Raw genomic sequence first — 14,429 nt, 5'->3', positions numbered from 1 at the left:
CGGATACCGCTTGCCGCTGAAAAACTGTCGGAGCGCGTCGATACGATGGACCGCGCGTCCTGACTGCCCACCACCAGAACCTCTCAAGGATTCCTGTGACCGATCGTCTCGTCGTCCGCGGCGCCCGTGAGAACAACCTCAAGGACGTCTCGCTCGACCTCCCGCGTGACTCCCTGATCGTGTTCACGGGGCTGTCCGGCTCGGGCAAGTCGTCCCTGGCGTTCGACACCATCTTCGCCGAGGGTCAGCGCCGCTACGTCGAGTCCCTGTCGGCCTACGCGCGGCAGTTCCTGGGCCAGATGGACAAGCCCGACGTCGACTTCATCGAGGGCCTGTCCCCGGCGGTCTCGATCGACCAGAAGTCCACGTCGCGCAACCCGAGATCCACGGTCGGCACCATCACCGAGGTGTACGACTACCTGCGCCTGCTGTACGCCCGCGCCGGACGCGCGCACTGCCCCGAGTGCGGCGAGCCCATCGCCCGGCAGACCCCGCAGCAGATCGTCGACCGCATCATGGCCGGCGAGGAGGGCCAGCGCTTCCAGGTGCTCGCACCGATCATCCGCGGCCGCAAGGGCGAGTACCTCGAGCTGTTCCGCCAGCTGCAGAGCCAGGGCTTCAGCCGCACCGTGGTCGACGGCGAGGTGCACATGCTCGCCGACGAGCCGCCCAAGCTCGCCAAGCAGAAGAAGCACACCATCGACGTGGTCGTCGACCGCCTGCAGGTCAAGGGAAGCGCCAAGCAGCGACTCACCGAGTCCATCGAGACCGCCCTCGGCCTCGCCGACGGCCTGGTGATCATCGACTACGTCGACCTGCCCGACGACGACCCGGGTCGCACCCGCCGCTTCTCCGAGAAGCTCGCCTGTCCCAACGACCACCCGCTGGCCGTCGACGAGCTCGAGCCGCGGTCGTTCTCGTTCAACGCCCCGTTCGGCGCCTGCGGCGAGTGCCACGGCATCGGCACCCGCATGGAGGTCGACCCCGAGCTCGTCGTCCCCGACGACAGCAAGTCGCTCAACGAGGGCGCCGTGTCCCCGTGGGCCTCGGCGCACGTGGCCGACTACTTCAGCCGCATCCTCGAGGCGCTCGGCGACGAGCTCGGCTTCAGCACCGACACCCCGTGGGGCGACCTGCCCGAGAGCGCGCAGCAGGCGGTGCTGCACGGGCACCCCACCAAGGTGCACGTGCGCTACAAGAACCGGTACGGCCGCGAGCGGTCGTACTACACGGCCTTCGAGGGAGCGATCAGCTACCTGGAGCGTCGCCACGACGAGACCGAGTCCGACACCAACCGCGAGCGCCTCGAGGGCTTCATGCGCGAGGTGCCGTGCCCGGTGTGTGGCGGCACCCGGCTCAAGCCGGTCATCCTGGCCGTCCAGCTCAACTCCGACCGCCACGGACCCAAGAACATCGCCGAGGTCTGCGCGCTGTCGATCGCCGAAGCAGCCGACTACCTCTCCGACCTCGAGATGAGCGAGCGCGAGCGCCAGATCGGTGAGCGGGTGCTCAAGGAGATCAACGAACGGCTGCGGTTCCTGCTCGACGTCGGCCTCGACTACCTGGCCCTGGATCGTGCCGCCGGTTCGCTGTCCGGCGGCGAGGCCCAGCGCATCCGACTCGCCACGCAGATCGGCGCCGGACTGGTCGGCGTGCTCTACGTGCTCGACGAGCCGTCCATCGGCCTGCACCAGCGCGACAACCACCGCCTCATCGAGACGCTCGTGCGCCTGCGCGACCTCGGCAACACGCTCATCGTCGTCGAGCACGACGAGGACACCATCCGGGCCGCCGACTGGGCCGTCGACATCGGGCCGGGTGCCGGCGAGCACGGCGGACAGGTCATCGTGTCCGGTCCCGTCGACGAGCTGCTCACCAGCAAGGACTCCCTCACGGGCAAGTACCTGTCGGGCCGCGAGTCGATCCCGGTGCCCGACGTCCGCCGTCCGCGTCAGAAGGGCCGCGAGCTCGTGGTCCGCGGTGCCAAGGAGCACAACCTGCGTGACATCGACGTCACCTTCCCGCTCGGGCAGTTCGTGGCCGTCACCGGCGTCTCGGGCTCGGGCAAGTCCACGCTGGTCAACGACATCCTCTACACCCAGCTGGCGCGCAGCATCTACAACGCCCGCACCATCCCCGGGCGCCACCGCACCATCGACGGCCTCGGTGAGGTCGACAAGGTCATCCACGTCGACCAGTCGCCCATCGGGCGCACCCCGCGCTCCAACCCGGCCACCTACACCGGCGTGTTCGACCACGTGCGCAAGCTGTTCGCGCAGACGCCCGAGGCCAAGATGCGCGGCTACCAGCAAGGCCGGTTCTCCTTCAACGTCAAGGGCGGCCGCTGCGAGGCATGCTCCGGTGACGGCACCATCAAGATCGAGATGAACTTCCTGCCCGACGTCTACGTGCCGTGCGAGGTCTGTCACGGTGCGCGCTACAACCGCGAGACGCTCGAGGTGCACTACAAGGGCAAGACCATCGCCGAGGTCCTCGACATGCCCATCGAGGAGGCCGTCGAGTTCTTCGAGGCCATCCCCGTCATCGCGCGGCACCTGCGCACCCTGGTCGAGGTCGGCCTGGGCTACGTGCGTCTCGGCCAGCCGGCCACCACGCTGTCCGGCGGCGAGTCCCAGCGCGTGAAGCTCTCGGCCGAGCTGCAGAAGCGGTCCACCGGTCGCACCGTCTATGTCCTCGACGAGCCCACCACCGGGCTGCACTTCGAGGACATCCGCAAGCTGCTCGGCGTGCTGCAGCGCATCGTCGACACCGGCAACTCGGTCATCGTCATCGAGCACAACCTCGACGTCATCAAGACCGCCGACTGGGTGCTCGACATGGGCCCCGAGGGTGGCAGCGGCGGCGGACTGCTGGTCGCGGAGGGCACGCCGGAGCAGGTGGCCGAGAACCCCGACAGCCACACCGGCCACTTCCTGGCACAGTTGCTCGCCGACGGTCGGAAGGCCGGCTGATGGCCGGCGGTCTGGTCGCGCTGCTCGACGACGTCGCCGCGCTCGCCAAGCTCGCAGCGGCATCGGTCGACGACGTCGGCGCGGCGGCCGGCCGCGCCAGCGCCAAGGCGGCCGGAGTCGTCGTCGACGACACGGCGGTCACGCCGCAGTACGTGCAGGGTGCCGCGGCAGCTCGCGAGCTGCCGATGATCAAGAAGATCGCCGTCGGCTCGCTGCGCAACAAGATCGTGTTCATCCTTCCCGCGGCACTGCTGCTCAGCCAGTTCCTGCCGTGGCTGCTCACGCCGTTGCTGATGGTCGGAGGCACCTACCTGTGCTTCGAGGGCGCCGAGAAGATCTGGGAGAAGCTGCACCCGCACCACGACGCTCCGGCTGAACCGGTCACCCGGCTCGGCCCCGAGCAGGAGCAGGCCATGGTGTCGGGGGCCATCCGCACCGACTTCATCCTGTCCGGCGAGATCATGGTGATCGCACTCAACGAGGTGACCGACGAGCCGTTCGTCGCGCGAGCCATCATCTTGCTGGTCGTGGCGGTCGCCATCACGCTGCTCGTCTACGGCGTGGTCGCCATCATCGTCAAGATGGACGACGTCGGTCTGCATCTGGCTGCGCGGTCGTCCACGCTCTCGCAGCGCGTCGGACGCGCCATGGTCACCGCGATGCCCGGCCTCCTGGCCGTCATCTCGGTCGTCGGCACGGCTGCGATGCTGTGGGTGGGCGGACACATCCTGCTCGTCGGCGTCGACGACCTCGGTTGGCACCTCCCGTACGACGCCGTGCACCACCTCGAGGAGGCGGTCGGCGGGGGAGCACCCGGCTGGCTGGTCAACACCGCCTGCTCGGCGGTCGTCGGTCTGCTCGTCGGTGCCGTGGTGGTGGCGCTGCTGCACCTGCTGCCACGTCGAGAGACCGCCGCGCACTGATGGCCGACCCCGCCAGCTATCGGCCGAAGCCGGGGGAGATCCCGGCCGATCCGGGCGTGTACCGCTTCCGCGACGCCGAGCGGCGGGTCATCTACGTCGGCAAGGCCAAGTCGCTGCGCCCGCGCCTCAGCTCGTACTTCCAGGACGTCACGAACCTGCACCCGCGCACCCAGACCATGGTCACCACGGCTGCGTCGGTGGAGTGGACGGTCGTCACCACCGAGGTCGAGGCCTTGGCGCTGGAGTACTCCTGGATCAAGGAGTTCGACCCGCGGTTCAACGTCAAGTACCGCGACGACAAGTCCTATCCCTGGCTGGCGGTGACCGTCGCCGAGGAGTACCCGCGGGTCACCGTCATGCGCGGCGCCCAGCGCAAGGGGGTCCGGTACTTCGGTCCGTACGGTCACGCCTGGGCCATCCGCGACACGGTCGACACCCTGCTGCGGGTGTTCCCGATGCGATCGTGCTCGGCCGGAGTGTTCCGTCGGTCCAAGGCCATCGGCCGGCCGTGCCTGCTCGGTGACATCGGCAAGTGTGCGGCGCCGTGCGTCGACCGGGTCAGCGCCGACGAGCACCGCGAGATCGTCAACGACTTCCTGGCGTTCATGGGGGGCCAGACGGCCGGCTTCACCCAGCGCATCGAGAAGCGCATGCAGCAGGCCTCCGAGGCACAGGAGTACGAGCTCGCCGCCAAGCTGCGCGACGACCTGGGTGCGCTGAACCGGGTGCTGGAGAAGCAGACGGTCGTGTTCGGCGACGGCACGGACGCCGACGTGCTCGGGTTCGTCGACGACCCGCTCGAGGTCGCGGTGCAGATCTTCTCGGTGCGCGGCGGACGGATCCGGGGCCAGCGAGGATGGGTGGCCGACAAGGCCGACGACGCCGCCTTCCCCGAGCTGGTGCAGCGCGCCCTGATGACCCTGTACGAGGGCGCCTCCCCGTCGGCGATCCCGCGCCAGGTGCTCGTGCCGCGGCTGCCGGCCGACCACGAGATCGTCGCCGAGCTGCTCGCCGAGCGCCGTGGCGGGCCGGTGCAGATCCGGGTGCCGCAGCGCGGCGACAAGAAGGCGCTCATGCAGACCGTCGAGCAGAACGCCAAGCAGTCGATGATGCGGCACAAGCTCCAGCGCTCCGGCGACCTCACGGCACGCAGCAAGGCCCTGGAGGAGATCCAGGAGGCGCTCGACCTGCCGACGGCCCCGTTGCGCATCGAGTGCTACGACATCTCGAACCTGCAGGGCACGGAGATCGTCGCCTCGATGGTGGTCTTCGAGGACGGTCTGCCGCGCAAGTCCGAGTACCGGCGGTTCACCGTGCGGCACGAGGGCCAGAACGACGTCGCCGCCATGCACGAGGTCATCACCAGGCGGTTCGAACGGCTGCTCAAGGCGCGGGCGGAGGAGGGTGAGGACGCCGAGGCGGGCATCGACCCCGACACCGGACGTCCGCGGCGATTCGCCTACACGCCGTCGCTGGTGGTGGTCGACGGCGGTCCGCCGCAGGTCGAGGCAGCTCACCGGGCCATGACGGCCCTGGGCATCGACGACGTCGCCCTCGTCGGCCTCGCCAAGCGGCTGGAGGAGGTCTGGCTGCCCGACGACGAGGATCCGGTCATCCTGCCGCGCACGAGCGAGGGGCTCTACCTGCTGCAGCGACTCCGTGACGAGGCGCACCGGTTTGCCATCGGGCACCACCGCGGCCGGCGCAGCAAGTCCATGGTCGACAGCCTGCTCGACCCGGTACCGGGTCTCGGGCCCACCCGTCGCAAGGCGTTGATGAAGACCTTCGGATCGGTCAAGAAGATGCGTGCGGCGTCGGTCGAGCAGATCGCGGAGGTTCCGGGCATCGGTCCCACTACGGCAGAATCGATCGTGGCGGCACTGGCCGCGACCGCGCCCGCGCCGTCGGTGAACACCGCCACCGGCGAGATCCTGGAGGATTCGTGAGACAGCGTCAACGAACGGAGTGGGTCAGGTGAGCGGACTGCGACAGTTCGTGCTGGTCACCGGCATGACGGGGTCGGGCCGCGGCACCGCCGCCAAGGTCTTGGAGAAGCTCGGTTACTACGTCATCGACAACATCCCCCCGGACATCCTCGGCGACGCGGTGCACACCATCGCCGGCACCGACGACATCGATCGGCTCGCCGTCGTCGTCGATGCCCGCTCGCGCGGGTTCTTCGTCGGCCTGAGCGACGCCATCGAGCGCCTGCGCGACGAGGGTTACACCGCCCGCACGCTGTTCCTCGAGGCGTCCGACCAGGTGCTCGTGAGGCGTCAGGAAGCGGCTCGTCGTCCGCATCCGCTGAGCCTCGAGGGCCGGCTGATGGACGGGTTCATCCGCGAGCGAGAGCTGCTCATGGTGCTGCGGGGGCGTGCGGACATCGTGATCGACACCTCCAACCTCAACGTCCACCAGCTCACCCAGCGCGTGCGCGAGGCGTTCGTCGACGACGAGACCCGTGGACTGCGCGCCTCCGTGGTCACGTTCGGGTTCAAGTACGGCATCCCGCTGGACGCCGACATGGTGGCCGATCTGCGCTTCCTGCCCAATCCGTTCTGGGTCGACGAGCTGCGCCCCCTCAGCGGCCTCGACGAGCCCGTGCGCGACTACGTGCGCGGTCAGCCGAGGTCCGAGGAGTTCCTCGAGCGCTACGAAGGCCTGGTCTCGCTGCTCACCGACGGCTTCCTGCGCGAGGACAAGCACTTCTTGACGATCGCGTTCGGCTGCACGGGCGGCCGGCACCGCAGCGTCGCGATGGCCGAGGCGTTCGCGGATCGCCTGCGCCTCAACGGCGTCAAGACCCTCGTGGTGCACCGTGACCTGGGGCGCGAGTGACGTCCGGGGATCGCAGGCCCGCGTGATCGCACGGCCGAACCCGATCGACGATGGCGACCCGGGGGACCAGCGGGTGGTGGCCCTCGGCGGCGGCCACGGACTGGCCGCCAGCCTGGCGGCGCTGCGGCGCATCACCACCCAGCTCACGGGCGTGGTCACCGTCGCCGACAACGGTGGCTCGTCGGGACGGTTGCGCGAGGAGCTCGACGGTCTGCCCCCGGGTGACCTGCGCATGGCGCTGGCGGCCCTGTGCGGCGACGACGAGTGGGGTCGCACCTGGGCCGACGTCCTGCAGCATCGGTTCACGTCGAACGGCCCGCTGGACCAGCACGCCGTCGGCAACCTGCTCATCACCGCCATCTGGGACCTGCTCGGCGACCACGTCGCCGGGCTCGACCTGGTCGGCGAGCTGCTCGGCGCCCGGGGGCGGGTGCTGCCCATGGCGGCGGTGCCGCTCGACATCGAGGCCGACGTCGTCCTGGCCGGCGCAGCGGATCGGCTCAGCCAGGTGCGCGGGCAGGTCCAGGTGGCCAGCGTCGACGGGCAGGTGGTCAGCGTCCGCCTCGTGCCGAGTGATCCGCCCGCCTGCCCCGAGGCCGTCCAGGCGGTGCTCGACGCCGAGTGGGTGGTCGTCGGTCCCGGATCGTGGTTCACCAGCGTGATGCCCACGCTGCTCGTCCCCGAGCTGCGCGACGCCCTGATCGCCACCCCGGCCAGACGAGCGCTGGTGCTGAACCTGCCGGGCGACGACCACGAGACCGCCGGGCTCGACGCCGTCGACCATCTCGACGTCCTGGCCGCTCACGCGCCGTCGCTGGCGCTCGACGCGGTGATCGCCGATGCCTCGCTGGTCGATGCCCACGGCGGTCTCTCGGCCAAGGTCGAACAGCTCGGAGCGCACCTCCACGTGGCAGAAGTGACACGTGATCACGGTTCGGACCAGCACGACCCCGCGCGCCTGGCTGCCGCCTTCGGCACCGTCATGCGGCAGGCATAGAGTGGCGGGCACGCCGGAACCAGACAGCGCTCATCCGATGAGCCACCCAGCAGGAAACAGAGGTGCGAGCCGATGGCCATGACGGCCCAGGTCAAGGCAGAACTCGCGAACATCCAGGTCACGAAAGCCTGCTGCCGCAAGGCAGAGGTCGCGTCGATCCTGCGGTTCGCCGGAGGACTGCACATCGTGTCAGGGCGCATCGTCATCGAGGCCGAGCTCGACACCAGCGGGGCGGCTCGTCGACTGCGCAAGGACATCGCCGACATCTACGGCCACGACAGCGAGATCGTCGTCGCCCAGAACGTCGGCATCCGCAAGGAGACCCACTACATCGTGCGCGTCTCCAAGGACGGTGAGCTGCTGGCACGTCAGACCGGTCTGGTCGACGGCGCCGGACGTCCTGTGCGCGGCCTGCCGCCTCAGGTGGTCTCCGGGTCGACCTGCGACGCCGTCGCCGCGTGGCGGGGCGCCTTCCTGGCCCACGGCTCGCTCACCGAGCCCGGCCGGTCGTCGGCGCTCGAGGTCAGCTGCCCCGGTCCCGAGGCCGCTCTCGCCATGGTCGGGGCGGCCCGGCGACTCGGCATCTCGGCCAAGGGCAAGGAGGTCCGCGGCGTCGACCGCGTCGTCATCCGCGACGGCGAGGCCATCGGAGCCCTCCTGACCCGCCTGGGTGCTCACGAGTCGCTGCTGGCGTGGGAGGAGCGCCGCATGCGCCGCGAGGTGCGCGCCACCGCCAATCGGCTCGCCAACTTCGACGATGCCAACCTGCGCCGCTCGGCCCGCGCCGCCGTCGCCGCCGGTGCCCGTGCCCAGCGCGCGCTGGAGATCCTGGCCGACGAGGTCCCCGACCATCTCAAGATGGCCGGCGCCCTGCGGGTCGAGCACCGTCAGGCCAGCCTCGAGGAGCTCGGACGGCTGCACGAGCCGGCGCTGACCAAGGACGCCATCGCCGGGCGCATCCGTCGCCTGCTCGCCATGGCCGACAAACGGGCCGAGGAGCTCGGCATTCCCGACACCGAGGCGTCGCTCGGTGACGAAGCCCTGTCCGACGGCTGACGCTGCTCGCGGAGCAGGGGTGAGGTGACTCGCCCGTAGGGTCGCGGACTGAGTAGGGTTGAGGCCGTCACCCATTCGACCACTGCAGGAGAGACGTCCCCGTGACCGTTCGCGTAGGAATCAACGGCTTCGGCCGCATCGGCCGCAACTTCTTCCGGGCGGTTCGCGCCTCCGGTGCCGACATCGAGATCGTGGCGGTCAACGACCTGACCGACAACACGACGCTCGCCACCTTGTTGAAGTACGACTCGATCCTGGGCCGCCTGGACGCTGACGTCACCCACGACGAGTCCAACATCTACGTCGGGGACCAGAAGATCGTCGCCTTCGAGGAGCGCGACCCGGCCAAGCTCGACTGGTCCGGCGTGGGCGTCGACATCGTCATCGAGTCGACCGGCTTCTTCACCGACGCGACCAAGGCGAAGGCGCACATCGACGGTGGCGCCAAGAAGGTCATCATCTCCGCCCCGGCGAAGAACGAGGACATCACGATCGTCATGGGCGTGAACCACGAGCTGTACGACTCGGCTGCCCACACGGTCATCTCCAACGCGTCGTGCACCACGAACTGCCTGGCACCCATGGCCAAGGCCCTCAACGACTCGCTGGGCATCGAGCGCGGTCTGATGACCACCATCCACGCCTACACGCAGGACCAGAACCTGCAGGACGCACCGCACTCGGACCTGCGTCGCGCGCGTGCCGCGGCCCTGAACGTCGTGCCGACCTCGACCGGTGCCGCCAAGGCCGTGAGCCTGGTGCTGCCCGAGCTCAAGGGCAAGCTCGACGGCTACGCGCTGCGCGTGCCCGTGCCCACCGGCTCGGCCACCGACCTCACCTTCACCGCCAGCCGCGACACCACGGTCGACGAGGTCAACCAGATCCTCAAGGACGCCTCCGAGGGCGCCATGAAGGGCTTCCTGACCTACACCGAGGACCCGATCGTGTCGTCGGACATCGTCACCGACCCGGCGTCGTGCATCTTCGACTCGGGCCTCACCAAGGTCATCGGCGACCAGGTCAAGGTCGTCGGCTGGTACGACAACGAGTGGGGCTACTCCAACCGCCTCGCCGATCTCGTCGTCCACGTCGGCGCGAGCCTCTAGGCGTGAAGACGGTCGACGACCTGCTGGCCGGCGACGGGCTGCGCGGCAAGCGCGTTATCGTCCGCAGCGACCTGAACGTGCCGTTGTCCGACGGCGCCATCACCGACGACGGCCGGGTGCGCGCCAGCGTCCCCACGATCGAGAAGCTGGCGTCAGCCGGTGCTCGGGTGGTGGTCACGGCGCACCTGGGCCGTCCCGACGGGTCTCCCGACGCGACGTACTCGCTCGAGCCCGTGGCCGCCCGCCTGGGTGAGCTGCTCGGTCGCCCGGTCGCGTTCGCCTCCGACACCGTCGGCGACGACGCGCGTCGGGTCGTCGCAGGACTCTCCGACGGTGACGTCGCGGTGCTCGAGAACGTGCGCTTCAACGCCGGAGAGACCAGCAAGGACGATGCGGCACGCGGTGCCTTCGCCGACGAGCTCGCTGCCCTGGCCGACGTCTTCGTGTCCGACGGATTCGGCGTCGTGCACCGCAAGCAGGCCAGCGTCTACGACATCGCCGAGCGGCTTCCGTCCGCCGTGGGCGGCCTGGTGCAGGCCGAGGTCGAGGTGCTCGAGCGCCTGACCGAGACGCCGGAACGTCCGTACACGGTGGTGCTCGGTGGATCCAAGGTCTCCGACAAGCTCGGCGTCATCGACAACCTGCTGGACAAGGCCGACGCACTGCTGATCGGCGGTGGCATGGTGTTCACCTTCCTCAAGGCGCAGGGCCACGAGGTGGGCACCTCGCTGCTCGAGGCCGACCAGGTCGACGTCGCGACCGAGTACGTGCAGCGTGCCGCCGCACAGGGCGTCGACATCGTCCTGCCGACCGACATCGTGGTGGCGCCGGCGTTCGCCGATGCCGACGCCTCGGTCGTCGCTGCCGACGCGATGCCGGCCGACCAGATGGGTCTGGACATCGGCCCGGAGTCCGCGGCGCGGTTCGCCGAGATCATCCGCGGATCGCAGACGGTCTTCTGGAACGGTCCCATGGGGGTGTTCGAGATGGCGTCGTTCGCCTCCGGCACGCGGGCGGTGGCCGAGGCCCTCACGCAGACCCCGGGCCTGTCGGTCGTCGGCGGCGGTGACTCCGCAGCAGCGGTCCGCCAGCTCGGCTTCGCCGACGACGCGTTCGGCCACGTCTCCACCGGTGGTGGGGCCAGCCTGGAATACCTCGAGGGCAAGACGTTGCCCGGACTCGCGATCCTGGAAGGGACTGAGGTCTGATGCCCACCTCCGCACGCACGCCACTGATGGCGGGCAACTGGAAGTCCAACCTGAATCACCAGGAGGCGGTGGTCCTGGTCCAGAAGCTGGCCTGGACCCTCGAGGACAAGAAGCACGACTACGCCAAGGCAGAGGTCGTCGTCATCCCGCCGTTCACCGACCTGCGCAGCGTGCAGACGTTGATCGACGGTGATCGCCTGTCGATCGGCTACGGTGCGCAGGACGTCTCGGAGCACGACGGAGGCGCCTACACCGGCGAGATCAGCGCGGCGATGCTGGCCAAGCTGGGGTGCTCCTACGTCGTCGTGGGTCACTCCGAGCGCCGCGAGCACCACGGCGAGTCCGACCAGGTGGTCAACACGAAGGCCCGCAAGGCGCTCGACGCCGGCATCGCGCCCATCGTTTGCGTGGGAGAGGGGCTCGACGTCCGCCAGGCCGGCGAGCAGGTCGCCTTCACCCTCGCGCAGGTCGACGGGTCGCTCGAGGGACTGACCGCCGAACAGCTCGCCACGGTCGTCGTCGCGTACGAGCCGGTGTGGGCCATCGGTACCGGCGAGGTGGCCACGCCGGACGACGCACAAGAGGTGTGCGCGGCGATCCGGGCGCGCGTCGCGGAGACCTGGTCGTCGGAAGTGGCCGATGCCATGCGTATCCTGTATGGCGGATCGGTCAAAGCTGCGAACATCGCCTCGATCATGGCCAAGTCGGACGTCGACGGAGCCCTGGTGGGTGGCGCCAGCCTCGAAGCGGAGGAGTTCGCAGGGGTGGCTCGGTTCTACGACATGCCGGATCTGTCCGGCGCCTGATCAACCGAAGGTCTGACGTGATTCTGCTGTTCTCGATCCTGCTCGTGCTGAGCAGCGTGATGATGATCGTTCTCGTGCTCATGCACAAGGGACGCGGAGGCGGCCTGTCCGACATGTTCGGCGGCGGCATCTCCAGCTCGCTCGGCGGTTCGTCGGTGGCGGAGCGAAACCTGGACCGCATCACGGTGGGCATCGCCGCGGTGTGGGTCGTGTGCATCTTCGCGCTCGGACTGCTGCTGAAGGTGAGCAACTGATGGCCGCCGGCGCGATTCGCGGCAGCCGCATCGGCTCAGGCCCCATGGGCGAGGCCGAGCGCGGCGAGGCGGCACCCCGCCAGACCCTCACCTACTACTGCATCAACGAGCACACCACCGTGCTGCAGTTCGCCATCGAGGCCGAGGCGCCCGAGTCGTGGGACTGTCCACGCTGCGGCATGCCGGCCAGCAGCGACTCGGACAACCGCCCCACGGCTCCCAAGACCGAGCCGTACAAGACGCACCTGGCCTACGTGAAGGAGCGCCGCTCCGAGGACGAAGCGGCCGAGCTGCTCACCGAGGCCATCGCGACCTTGCGCGCGAAGCGCAAGTCGGGCGAGATCATCTTCTGATTCGGTGCGGCAGCGCTAATCTGGAGCAATGACGCCGACCCACACCGTCTCCAACCAGGCACCGCCCCTGGTCGACGACGACGCCTCTGCCTACCCGCCCTACCAGGAGGCTCTGCAGCGCGCCGGCGCCACGAACGCGGTCGACTCGATCCGCGAGATCGGTGTGGCAGCCGGGTCGGCCCACGTGCGACGCCTCGGTGAGCTCGCCGACCGGCACCACCCCGAGCTGCGGACGCACGACCGCTACGGCCACCGCATCGACCAGGTCGAGTACGACCCGTCGTACCACGAGCTGATGACCATGGCGGTCGGGTTCGGACTCCACGGGTCCGCGTGGGCGTCCGACGATCCGCACGCGCATCTCGTCCGCGCCACGGGGCTGAGCGCGTGGATGCAGGCCGACGCCGGGCACATCTGTCCGATCTCGATGACCTACGCCGCCGTGCCGGCCCTGCGCGTCGACCCGGCGGTCGCTGCCCAGTTCGAGCCACTGCTGACCAACCGCAGCTACGACCCCTCGTTCGGGACGCCGTCGGGCAAGCGCGGTCTGCTGGCAGGTATGTCGATGACCGAGAAGCAGGGCGGCTCGGACGTGCGGGCCAACACCACCACGGCGCGGCCGCACGCCGACGGCAGCTACCGCATCGTCGGTCACAAGTGGTTCACCTCGGCCCCGATGTCCGACATCCTGCTGACGCTGGCGCAGGCCCCGGGCGGTCTCACCTGCTTCGTCCTGCCTCGCGTGCTGCCGGACGGTTCGGCCAACGCCATCGAGCTGCAGCGGCTCAAGGACAAGCTGGGCAACCGGTCCAACGCCAGCAGCGAGATCGAGTACGACGACGCCGTCGGTTGGCGACTGGGCGACGAGGGCCGCGGCGTCCAGACCATCATCGAGATGGTCAACATGACGCGTCTCGACTGCACGATCGGTTCGGCGGCCAGCATGCGCGTGGGTGTGCAGCAGGCCGCGCACCACGCCACTCACCGATCGGCGTTCGGCAAGGCGCTCGTCGATCAGCCGCTGATGCGCAACGTCCTGGCCGACCTCGCCGTCGAGGCGGAGGCGTCCACCGCCGTGGCGCTCTGGCTGGCCTCGCTCACCGATCAGGCGCACGCCGGCGACGCCCGTGCCGCGACCTTGCGCCGCATCGCCCTCGCTGCGTCCAAGTACTACGTGTGCAAGCGATCGCCGGTGCACGCGGCCGAGGCGTTGGAGTGCCTGGGTGGCAACGGCTACATCGAGGAGTCGGGCATGCCGCGGCTGTACCGCGAGGCGCCGCTGATGTCGATCTGGGAGGGCTCGGGCAACGTCGCGGCGCTCGACACGTTGCGCGCCATCGCACGCCAGCCGGAGACGCTCGAGGTGCTGTTCGAGGAGCTGGAGTCGACGGCCGGGGCCGATCCGCGACTCGACGCCTTCGTGGCCACGCTCAAGCACGCGTTCGTCGACATCGAGACGCTCGAGCCCCGGGCCCGCACGGTGGTCGGCGACATAGCCCTGGCGCTGCAGGGGTCCCTGCTGGTGCGGTTCGGTCATCCCGCCGTCGCCGAGGCGTTCGCGGCGTCACGGTTGGACGGCTACTGGGGCACCGTCTTCGGCACCCTCCCGACCGGCCTCGACCTCGCCCCGATCATCGAACGAGCCGTCCCCAAGGTCTGAGAACGCCTGTGCTTCGCCTCGCTTCTGGCGAACGGGATCTGCTCGCCAAGGAGGCCGTTTGCGGCCGACTGTGCCCTTCGCTTCGCTCACGCTTCGCTAGGGCCCGGGAGCGAGGAACGAGCGACCGAGGCGAGGCCACCCAAGCCGTTCGGCTGTGGTTCGCCTCGGCCTTCGGCCTCACGGTCGCTTCGCTCCCTGGCGAACGGCTTGCTCGCGCGGCGAGACCATCGCGAGCCCTTCGGTTGTGGTTCGCCTC

Annotated in this window: 12 protein-coding genes; all 12 read left to right on the top strand. The window is 69.5% G+C overall.

Annotated elements, in window-relative coordinates:
* Positions 1–95 precede the first annotated feature (95 nt).
* Positions 96–2,972 (top strand): excinuclease ABC subunit UvrA, encoded by a 2,877-nt coding sequence (uvrA, locus tag AC0L5F_RS02700; RefSeq protein ID WP_473315075.1) that lies wholly within the window; start codon positions 96–98, stop codon positions 2,970–2,972.
* Positions 2,972–3,895 carry a DUF808 domain-containing protein gene (locus AC0L5F_RS02695; RefSeq protein ID WP_473315074.1) on the top strand — a complete coding sequence of 308 codons (924 nt, stop codon included), beginning with the start codon at positions 2,972–2,974 and terminating at the stop codon, positions 3,893–3,895. Before uvrA ends, AC0L5F_RS02695 begins: the two co-directional genes overlap by 1 nt.
* Complete coding sequence (gene uvrC / locus AC0L5F_RS02690) at positions 3,895–5,841, top strand: excinuclease ABC subunit UvrC (protein WP_473315073.1); 1,947 nt, start codon at positions 3,895–3,897, stop codon at positions 5,839–5,841. The genes AC0L5F_RS02695 and uvrC overlap by 1 nt, the downstream gene beginning before the upstream one ends.
* 28 nt (positions 5,842–5,869) lie before the next feature.
* Positions 5,870–6,733 (top strand): RNase adapter RapZ, encoded by an 864-nt coding sequence (gene rapZ / locus AC0L5F_RS02685; protein WP_473315072.1) that lies wholly within the window; start codon positions 5,870–5,872, stop codon positions 6,731–6,733.
* A gap of 22 nt (positions 6,734–6,755) precedes the next feature.
* Complete coding sequence (locus tag AC0L5F_RS02680) at positions 6,756–7,730, top strand: gluconeogenesis factor YvcK family protein (RefSeq protein WP_473315071.1); 975 nt, start codon at positions 6,756–6,758, stop codon at positions 7,728–7,730.
* 72 nt (positions 7,731–7,802) lie between these two features.
* On the top strand, positions 7,803–8,786 hold the full coding sequence (whiA, locus tag AC0L5F_RS02675; protein WP_473315070.1) for a DNA-binding protein WhiA: 984 nt from the start codon (positions 7,803–7,805) through the stop codon (positions 8,784–8,786).
* Positions 8,787–8,887: 101 nt separating this feature from the next.
* Positions 8,888–9,892 (top strand): type I glyceraldehyde-3-phosphate dehydrogenase, encoded by a 1,005-nt coding sequence (gene gap, locus AC0L5F_RS02670; protein WP_473315069.1) that lies wholly within the window; start codon positions 8,888–8,890, stop codon positions 9,890–9,892.
* A 2-nt stretch (positions 9,893–9,894) separates the two neighbouring features.
* Positions 9,895–11,100 carry a phosphoglycerate kinase gene (locus tag AC0L5F_RS02665; protein ID WP_473315068.1) on the top strand — a complete coding sequence of 402 codons (1,206 nt, stop codon included), beginning with the start codon at positions 9,895–9,897 and terminating at the stop codon, positions 11,098–11,100.
* Positions 11,100–11,906 (top strand): triose-phosphate isomerase, encoded by an 807-nt coding sequence (gene tpiA, locus AC0L5F_RS02660; RefSeq protein ID WP_473315067.1) that lies wholly within the window; start codon positions 11,100–11,102, stop codon positions 11,904–11,906. The genes AC0L5F_RS02665 and tpiA overlap by 1 nt, the downstream gene beginning before the upstream one ends.
* A gap of 17 nt (positions 11,907–11,923) precedes the next feature.
* Positions 11,924–12,160, top strand: a complete 237-nt coding sequence (secG, locus tag AC0L5F_RS02655) for a preprotein translocase subunit SecG (RefSeq protein WP_473315066.1) — start codon at positions 11,924–11,926, stop codon at positions 12,158–12,160.
* Positions 12,157–12,513, top strand: coding sequence for an RNA polymerase-binding protein RbpA (locus AC0L5F_RS02650; protein WP_473316130.1), 357 nt, complete (start codon positions 12,157–12,159; stop codon positions 12,511–12,513). Before secG ends, AC0L5F_RS02650 begins: the two co-directional genes overlap by 4 nt.
* Before the next feature lie 28 nt (positions 12,514–12,541).
* Positions 12,542–14,173 carry an acyl-CoA dehydrogenase family protein gene (locus AC0L5F_RS02645; RefSeq protein ID WP_473315065.1) on the top strand — a complete coding sequence of 544 codons (1,632 nt, stop codon included), beginning with the start codon at positions 12,542–12,544 and terminating at the stop codon, positions 14,171–14,173.
* The last annotated feature ends 256 nt before the right edge of the window (positions 14,174–14,429 follow it).

The organism is Aeromicrobium sp. 10G20-16, assembly GCF_055809665.1.
This window is presented reverse-complemented; position numbering and strand designations above follow the sequence as displayed.